Genomic DNA, 8029 nt, shown 5'->3' on the forward strand with positions numbered 1-8029 from the left:
AGAATCATGACAGAAAAAATAGGCGTACTCGGCAAGCAGCCTCAGCGGCGGACCGGTGTGGAACGCGTCGTGAATGCGCCGCTGCCCACCGTGTACGGAAAGTTCCAGGCGATCGGATACCTGGACCACGACCGCGGTGACGAACAAGTGGCCCTCGTGTACGGCGACCTGGGCTCGGACCGGGTGCTCACCCGGCTGCACTCGGAGTGCCTCACCGGCGACGCCTTCGGCTCCCAGCACTGCGAGTGCGGCGACCAGCTGGCCGCGGCGCTGCGCGCGGTCGTCGCCGAAGGGGCGGGCGTGGTCGTCTACTTGAGGGGCCACGAGGGCCGCGGCATCGGTCTGCTCGCCAAGCTGCGCGCGATGGCGCTCCAGGCGGAGGGCCTGGACACCGTGGAGGCGAACCTGGCGCTCGGACTGCCGGTCGACGCCCGCGACTACGCCGTCGCCGCCGGGATGCTGAAGGACCTGGGCGTGCGGTCGGTGCGGCTGATGTCCAACAACCCGCGCAAGCGCGAGGCGCTCGTGCGGCACGGCGTGGAGGTCGACGAGCAGGTGCCGCTGCTCATCGAGCCGTGCGAGAGCAACATCACCTACCTGCGCACCAAGCGGGAGCGGCTCGACCACCACCTCCCGCACCTGGACGCGGTCGGGCACCTGTCCTGACGCCCCGCCGGCCGGTGCGACCGCCGCCGCGGGCTGGTCAGTCGGTGAGTGCCTCGTGCACCAGCCGTTTGAGGTCGCGGTAGACGGTGTGGGAGGACCTGGGCCGCACCTGCGTGCAGAACTGCACGGTCAGGTCGCGGCCGGGGTCGACCCAGAAGGTCGTGGTGGCCACGCCGCTCCAGCCGTAGGCGCCGAGGCCGGACGGCTCCCGGGTGCGCGACGGGTCGACGACCACGGAGACGCCGAGGCCGAACCCGACGCCCTCGTTGCCGGGGTCGTCGTGCGGAGGGACGCCGGCGGTGCGCAGGTCGGCGCCGCCCGGAAGGTGGTTGCGGGTCATCAGCCGCACCGTCTCCGGGCGGAGCAGCCGCGTGCCGTCGAGTTCGCCGTGCCGGCGCAGCAGTTCCATGAAGCGGTGCATGTCATGGGCGGTGGCCACCATGCCGCCGCTTCCGGACAGGAAGCGGGGGCGGCCCCGCAGCGGCAGCCCGTCGATCGGCTCGATGCCCCCGTCGTCCGTCTCGCCGTACAGTTCCGCTAGCCGCTCCGCCTGCGCGTCGGTCACCTCGAACCCGGCGTCCTCCATGCCGAGCGGCCGGAACACGCGCTCGGCCAGGTACGCGTCGAGGGGGCGGCCGGAGACGACCTCGACGATCCGGCCGAGCACGTTGGTGGCGACCGAGTAGTTCCACCGTGTGCCGGGGTCGAACAGCAGCGGCAGGCCCGCGTACACGTCCGTCGTCCCGGCGAGGTCCGTGCCGGGCGCCACCGACGAGTCCAGCCCGGCCGCGCGGTACAGGGCGTCGACCGGATGGGCGTGGTAGAAGGCGAACGTCAGCCCGGCCGTGTGCGTCATCAGATGCCGTACGAGCAGCGGGCCGGACGCCGGGCGGGTGCGCACCTGGTCGCCCGAGCCGTCCACGTACACACGCGGCTCGGCGAACGCCGGGAGGTGCCGGCCGACCTCGTCGTCGAGGGACAGCAGCCCGTCCTCCACCAGCATCAGCGCGCCCACGGTGGTCACCGGCTTGGTCATGGAGTAGATGCGCCACAGGGTGTCGCTCTCCACGGGCAGGCCGGCCGCCACGTCCCGCGCCCCGTACGCCGTCAGGTGCGCGACGCGCCCCGCGCGGGCGACGGAGACGAGGAATCCGGGCATCTCCCCGTCGTCGACCCGGCGGGCCAGCTCCCGGTCGAGCCGATCCAGCGCGTCCGGGTCCAGCCCGGCCTCGCCGGGATCGGCCTCCTGCCGCAGCACCGCCATCGCACACCTCCGGGGAACGCCGGCCCGGTGCGGGCCGTTGATCCAAGCATGACCCAGGACGCAGAACAGAACGCACTGCTCGCCCTGCTCACCGAGGGGCACGGCGGAGTGCTCGTCACGCTGAAACGCGACGGGCGGCCCCAGCTGTCCAACGTCACGCACGCCTACTACCCCGACGAGCGGGTCATCCGCGTGTCCCTCACCGACGACCGGGCGAAGACCCGCAATCTGCGGCGCGACCCCCGGGCGTCCTACCACGTCACCACCCAGGACCGCTGGGCCTACACCGTGGCCGAGGGCACCGCCGAGCTGACGCCGGTCGCCGGGCAGCCGTACGACGAGACGGTGGAGGAGCTGATCCGGCTCTACCGGGACGTCAACGGCGAGCACCCGGACTGGGAGGACTTCCGGGCGGCGATGGTCCGCGACCGCAGGCTGGTGCTCCGGCTGCACGTCGAACGGGCGTACGGCATCCCGCGCCGGGACGCCGGGGCCTGACCGGAAGACCCCGGCGCCACCTTGCCCTGTCTCAGGCGCCCACGTACTGCGCGAGGTGCTCGCCGGTCAGCGTGGAGCGGGCGGCGACCAGCTCGGCCGGGGTGCCCTCGAAGACGATCCGCCCTCCGTCGTGGCCGGCGCCGGGGCCCAGGTCGACGATCCAGTCGGCGTGCGCCATCACGGCCTGGTGGTGCTCGATCACGATCACCGACTTGCCGGAGTCGACCAGCCGGTCCAGCAGCCCGAGCAGCTGCTCCACGTCGGCGAGGTGGAGACCGGTGGTCGGCTCGTCCAGCACGTAGACGCCGCCCTTCTCGCCCATGTGCGTGGCGAGCTTCAGGCGCTGCCGCTCACCTCCGGACAGGGTGGTGAGCGGCTGGCCGAGGGTGAGATAGCCGAGCCCGACGTCCGCCATCCGCTGCACGATCTTGTGGGCGGCCGGCAGCCGCGCCTCGCCCTCCCGGAAGAACTCCTCCGCCTCCGTCACCGACATCCCGAGCACCTCGCTGATGTCGCGGCCGCCGAAGCGGTACTCCAGCACCGACCCGTCGAACCGCTTGCCGCCGCAGTCCTCGCAGGTGGTGGAGACGCCGGCCATCATCCCCAGGTCGGTGAAGACGACCCCGGCGCCGTTGCAGGTGGGGCAGGCGCCCTCGGAGTTCGCGCTGAACAGCGCGGGCTTCACGCCGTTGGCCTTGGCGAACGCCTTGCGGATGGGCTCCAGCAGCCCGGTGTACGTCGCCGGGTTGCTCCGCCGGGAGCCGCGGATGGGGGCCTGGTCCACCGAGACCACGCCCTGGTCGGTGGGGATCGACCCGTGCAACAGGGAACTCTTGCCGGAGCCGGCCACGCCCGTGACGACGGTCAGCACACCGAGCGGGATGTCCACGTCGACGTTCTGCAGGTTGTTCGCGGTGGCGCCGCGGATCTCCAGGGCGCCGGTGGGCTTGCGGACGGTGTCCTTGAGGGAGGCGCGGTCGTCGAGGTGGCGGCCGGTGATCGTGCCGCTCGCCCGCAGCCCCTCGACGGTCCCCTCGTAGCAGACCGTGCCGCCCTCGGTGCCGGCGCCGGGGCCCAGGTCGACCACGTGGTCGGCGATCGCGATGGTCTCCGGCTTGTGCTCGACCACGAGCACCGTGTTGCCCTTGTCGCGCAGCCGCAGCAGCAGGCCGTTCATCCGCTGGATGTCGTGCGGGTGCAGCCCGATGGTGGGCTCGTCGAACACGTACGTGACGTCGGTGAGGGAGGAGCCGAGGTGCCGGATCATCTTGACCCGCTGCGCCTCACCGCCGGACAGCGTGCCCGACGGCCGGTTCAGCGAGAGGTAGCCGAGGCCGATCTCCACGAACGAGTCGAGGGAGTGCTGGAGCGCGGTGAGCAGCGGCGCCACGGACGGCTCGTCCAGGCCGCGCACCCACTCGGCGAGGTCCCTGATCTCCATGGCGCAGGCGTCGGCGATGCTGATGCCCTCGATCTTCGAGGAGCGGGCGCCCTCGGTGAGCCGGGTGCCGTCGCACTCGGGACAGGTGGTGAAGGTGACCGCCCGGTCCACGAAGGCCCGGATGTGCGGCTGCATCGACTCCCGGTCCTTGCTGAGCATCGACTTCTGGAGCTTGGGGATCAGCCCCTCGTAGGTGAGGTTGGCTCCGCCGATCTTCACCTTGGTGGGCTCGCGGTACAGGAAGTCGTGGCGTTCCTTCTTGGTGTACTCGCGGATCGGCTTGTCCGGGTCGAAGAAGCCGGACTCGGTGATGACCCGCACCACCCAGCCGCCGCCGGTGTAGGTGGGGATGGTGAACGGGTCCTCGTTGAGCGACTTGGAGTCGTCGTAGAGCTGGGTGAGGTCGATGTCGGTGACGGTGCCGCGGCCCTCGCAGCGGACGCACATGCCACCGGTGCGGGAGAAGGTCACCTTCTCCGTCCGGGTTTTGTCGGCGCCGCGGTCGACGGTGAAGCCGCCGCTCGCGGACACCGAGGCCACGTTGAAGGAGAACGCGCCGGGCGGGCCGAAGTAGGGCTTGCCCAGCCGGCTGAAGAGGATGCGCAGCATGGCGTTGGCGTCGGTGGCGGTGCCGACCGTGGAGCGCGGGTCGGAGCCCATCCGCTGCTGGTCGACGGTGATCGCCGTGGTCAGCCCCTCGAGCACGTCGACCTCGGGACGGGCCAGCGTCGGCATGAACCCTTGGAGGAAGGCGCTGTACGTCTCGTTGATCAGGCGCTGCGACTCGGCGGCGACGGTGTCGAAGACCAGCGAGCTCTTGCCCGAGCCGGACACACCGGTGAACACGGTCAGGCGGCGCTTGGGCAGCTCGACGCTGACGTCCTTGAGGTTGTTCTCGCGCGCGCCGTGCACGCGGATCAGGTCGTGGCTGTCGGCGACGTGTCCGCCCGGCTGGCGCGGGTCCGTGTTCGTGACCATGGTCGTGGTTCTCCATCCGTCGGGCGGGTCCGCCGTCGCGGTCCCCGCCGGCGTTCCCCGGCTCGGTCCGGCCGGCGACGAGGTGCGTCCGTCCGGCCCGTGGCGGCGCGCCCACGGCCGAGGACCCGGCCGGCCCGTACCGTGGCCCCCGCCCCCGGCGTCGCGCGCCACCGACAGCCTAGGCGGACGCCCCCCGCCGGTGCTTCTCGATTCCTGATCGGCCGCCGACGCGCCGCCGACACGCCCCGGGGGGCGACGGCGCTTCCCGCCGGTGCCGGCCTGGGGACAGCGACGGCGCGTCCCGCCGGCCGGGGAGGGCCGGCAGGACGCGCCGGAAACGACACAGGGGCCCTGCGGGGCGCGAGCGTGCCGGGACGGAAGGAGCCCTGCGGGCGTGAGTGCGTTGGCAGCGACATGGAGCCCGGGTGGGGCGTGGCGTGCCGGAATCGGAGCTCCGGTGGGGCGCGAGCGCGCCGGAACCCGGGCTCCCGTGCGGTACGAGTGTGCCGGAAGCGGAGCCCCGCGAGGCGCCGGCGTGCCGGAAGGGAACCGGAGCCCCGCGAGGCGCCGGCGTGCCGGGAAGGGAACCGGAGCCCCGCGAGGCGCCGGCGTGCCGGGAAGGAACCCGAGCCCCGCGAGGCGCGGGCGCCCGACCGTCGTCAGCCCCGCCCCGCCGCCGGCGGCCGCGTGTTCCACTCCGCGATCACCGGGGAGCCGTGCTCCAGGGACAGCCGGCTCAGCGTGCCCGTCTCCAGCCGGAAGAGACGGCCGTGGGACGGGGGCAGGCCCAGACGGCGGGCGGTGAGGACCCGCAGCAGATGACCGTGGGCGACCAACATCACGTCCCCCCGCTCCAGGGCCCCGGCGACCCGGGCCAGCACCCGGTCGGCGCGGGCGCCCACCTGCTCCGGCGACTCGCCGGGGAACTCCTCGCCGGGCGGCACCCCGTCGGTCCACAGGTCCCAGCCGGGCCGGGTGGTGTGGATGTCGGCGGTGGTCACGCCCTCGTACGCGCCGTAGTCCCACTCGCGCAGGTCCGGCTCCGGCTCGGCCGCGGTGAGGCCCGCCAGCTCGGCGGTGCGGCGGGCGCGGGTGAGCGGGCTGGTGAGGACCAGGGCGAAGGCGCGGTCCGCGAGCAGCGGGGCCAGGGACTTGGCCTGGGCCTCGCCGGTCGCCGTCAGCGGCAGGTCGGTGCCGCCGGTGTGGCGGCCCGACCTGCTCCATTCCGTCTCACCGTGCCGCGCGAGCAGCAGATCCCCCATGCTCCCTACGCCTTCTTGGTCTCGACGGCGTGGCCGCCGAACTGGTTGCGCAGCGCCGCGACCATCTTCATCTGCGGCGCGTCCTCCTGCCGGGACGCGAACCGGGCGAACAGGGCCGCGGTGATCGCGGGCAGCGGCACGGCGTTGTCGATGGCCGCCTCCACCGTCCAGCGGCCCTCGCCCGAGTCCTCGGCGTAGCCGCGCAGGCGCCGCAGGTGCTCGTCGTCGTCGAGGGCGTTGACCGCCAGGTCGAGCAGCCAGGAGCGGATGACGGTGCCGTCCTGCCAGGAGCGGAACACCTCCCGCACGTTGTCCACCGAGTCGACCTTCTCCAGCAGCTCCCAGCCCTCGGCGTACGCCTGCATCATGGCGTACTCGATGCCGTTGTGGACCATCTTCGCGAAGTGACCGGCGCCGACCCGGCCCGCGTGCACGAACCCGTACGGGCCGTCCGGCTTGAGGGCGTCGAAGATCGGCCTGAGCCGCTCCACGTACTCCGCCTCGCCGCCGACCATGAGGGCGTAGCCGTGCTCCAGGCCCCAGACGCCGCCGGAGACACCCGCGTCGACGAAGCCGATGCCGCGGGCGGCCAGCTCCTTGGCGTGCTTCTCGTCGTCGGTCCAGCGGGAGTTGCCGCCGTCCACCACGACGTCGTCGTGCTTGAGGAGGCTCGCCAGCTGGTCGACGACCTGCTGGGTGGGGCCGCCCGCGGGAACCATCACCCACACCGCGCGCGGCCCGTCGAGCTGGTCGACCAGGTCGGACAGGTGCGGCACGTCGGACACCTCGGGGTTGGTGTCGAAGCCGACGACGGTGTGGCCGGCGCGGCGCAGCCGCTCGCGCATGTTGCCGCCCATCTTGCCGAGACCAACAAGACCGATCTGCATGTCAGTTCACTTCCTGCGTTCGCGGTAGGCGGCCACCAGCGCGGCCGTGGACGGGTCGAGGCCGGGGACGTCGGCGCCCTCGGTGAGGGCGGGCTCGACGCGCTTGGCGAGCACCTTGCCGAGTTCGACGCCCCACTGGTCGAAGGAGTCGATGTTCCAGACGGCGCCCTGCACGAACACCTTGTGCTCGTAGAGCGCGACCAGCTGGCCCAGCACCGACGGGGTCAGCTCGGTGGCCAGGATCGTCGTGGTGGGGTGGTCGCCCTGGAAGGTCTTGTGCGGGACCAGTTCCTCGGGCACCCCCTCGGCGCGCACCTCGTCCGGCGTCTTGCCGAAGGCCAGCGCCTGTCCCTGCGCGAACAGGTTGGCCATCAGCAGGTCGTGCTGCGCCTTGAGCCCGTCGCTCAGCTCGGCGATCGGCCGGACGAAGCCGATCAGGTCGGCCGGGATCAGCTTGGTGCCCTGGTGGATCAACTGGTAGTAGGCGTGCTGCCCGTTGGTGCCCGGGGTGCCCCACACGACCGGTCCCGTCTGCCACCCCACCGGCCGGCCCTGGCGGTCCACCGACTTGCCGTTGGACTCCATGTCGAGCTGCTGGAGGTAGGCGGTGAACTTCGACAGGTAGTGGGAGTACGGCAGCACCGCGTGCGACTGGGCGTCGTGGAAGTTGTTGTACCAGATCCCCAACAGGCCCATCAGCAGCGGCGCGTTGGCCTCCGGCGGGGCCGTGCGGAAGTGCTCGTCGACGATCCGGAACCCGTCCAGCATCTCCCGGAACCGGTCCGGACCGATCGCGATCATCAACGACAGCCCGATCGCCGAGTCGTAGGAGTACCGTCCGCCGACCCAGTCCCAGAACTCGAACATGTTCGCCGTGTCGATGCCGAACCCGGCGACCTTCTCCGCGTTCGTCGACAGCGCCACGAAATGCCGCGCCACCGCCTTCTCGTCGCCGCCCAGCCCTTCAAGCAGCCAGGTGCGGGCGGACGTGGCGTTGGTGACCGTCTCGATCGTGGTGAACGTCTTCGACGCC

7 protein-coding genes are annotated in these 8029 nt (G+C 72.2%); 2 read left to right on the forward strand and 5 right to left on the reverse strand.

Annotated features, from left to right (window positions below):
* Positions 1-6: 6 nt before the first annotated feature.
* Positions 7-666 (forward strand): GTP cyclohydrolase II, encoded by a 660-nt coding sequence (gene ribA / locus ACFOSY_RS17530; RefSeq protein ID WP_031023966.1) that lies wholly within the window; start codon positions 7-9, stop codon positions 664-666.
* Between the two features lie 37 nt (positions 667-703).
* Here the strand turns inward: ribA and ACFOSY_RS17535 are convergent, their stop codons facing one another.
* Positions 704-1930: a serine hydrolase domain-containing protein gene (locus ACFOSY_RS17535; protein WP_394307744.1), complete on the reverse strand. Its 1227-nt coding sequence runs from the start codon at positions 1928-1930 to the stop codon at positions 704-706.
* Positions 1931-1978: 48 nt separating this feature from the next.
* Here ACFOSY_RS17535 and ACFOSY_RS17540 point away from each other — a divergent pair, with 48 nt between their 5' ends.
* Entirely contained in the window at positions 1979-2428 is a 450-nt protein-coding gene (locus tag ACFOSY_RS17540) for a PPOX class F420-dependent oxidoreductase (RefSeq protein WP_394307745.1), read from the forward strand.
* Positions 2429-2459: 31 nt separating this feature from the next.
* Here the strand turns inward: ACFOSY_RS17540 and ACFOSY_RS17545 are convergent, their stop codons facing one another.
* The 4 genes from ACFOSY_RS17545 to pgi form a co-directional block, all read right to left on the reverse strand.
* Positions 2460-4847 carry an ATP-binding cassette domain-containing protein gene (locus tag ACFOSY_RS17545; protein ID WP_394307746.1) on the reverse strand — a complete coding sequence of 796 codons (2388 nt, stop codon included), beginning with the start codon at positions 4845-4847 and terminating at the stop codon, positions 2460-2462.
* A gap of 659 nt (positions 4848-5506) precedes the next feature.
* Positions 5507-6109, reverse strand: coding sequence for a histidine phosphatase family protein (locus ACFOSY_RS17550; protein ID WP_394307747.1), 603 nt, complete (start codon positions 6107-6109; stop codon positions 5507-5509).
* Positions 6110-6114: 5 nt separating this feature from the next.
* Positions 6115-6996, reverse strand: a complete 882-nt coding sequence (gnd, locus tag ACFOSY_RS17555; RefSeq protein ID WP_394307748.1) for a phosphogluconate dehydrogenase (NAD(+)-dependent, decarboxylating) — start codon at positions 6994-6996, stop codon at positions 6115-6117.
* A 6-nt stretch (positions 6997-7002) separates the two neighbouring features.
* A partial coding sequence (pgi, locus tag ACFOSY_RS17560) for a glucose-6-phosphate isomerase (RefSeq protein WP_394307749.1) occupies positions 7003-8029 on the reverse strand: 1027 nt, incomplete at its 5' end.

This window comes from Streptomyces lusitanus, assembly GCF_042647945.1.
In the GTDB taxonomy this organism is placed as follows: Bacteria; Actinomycetota; Actinomycetes; order Streptomycetales; family Streptomycetaceae; genus Streptomyces; species Streptomyces pseudogriseolus.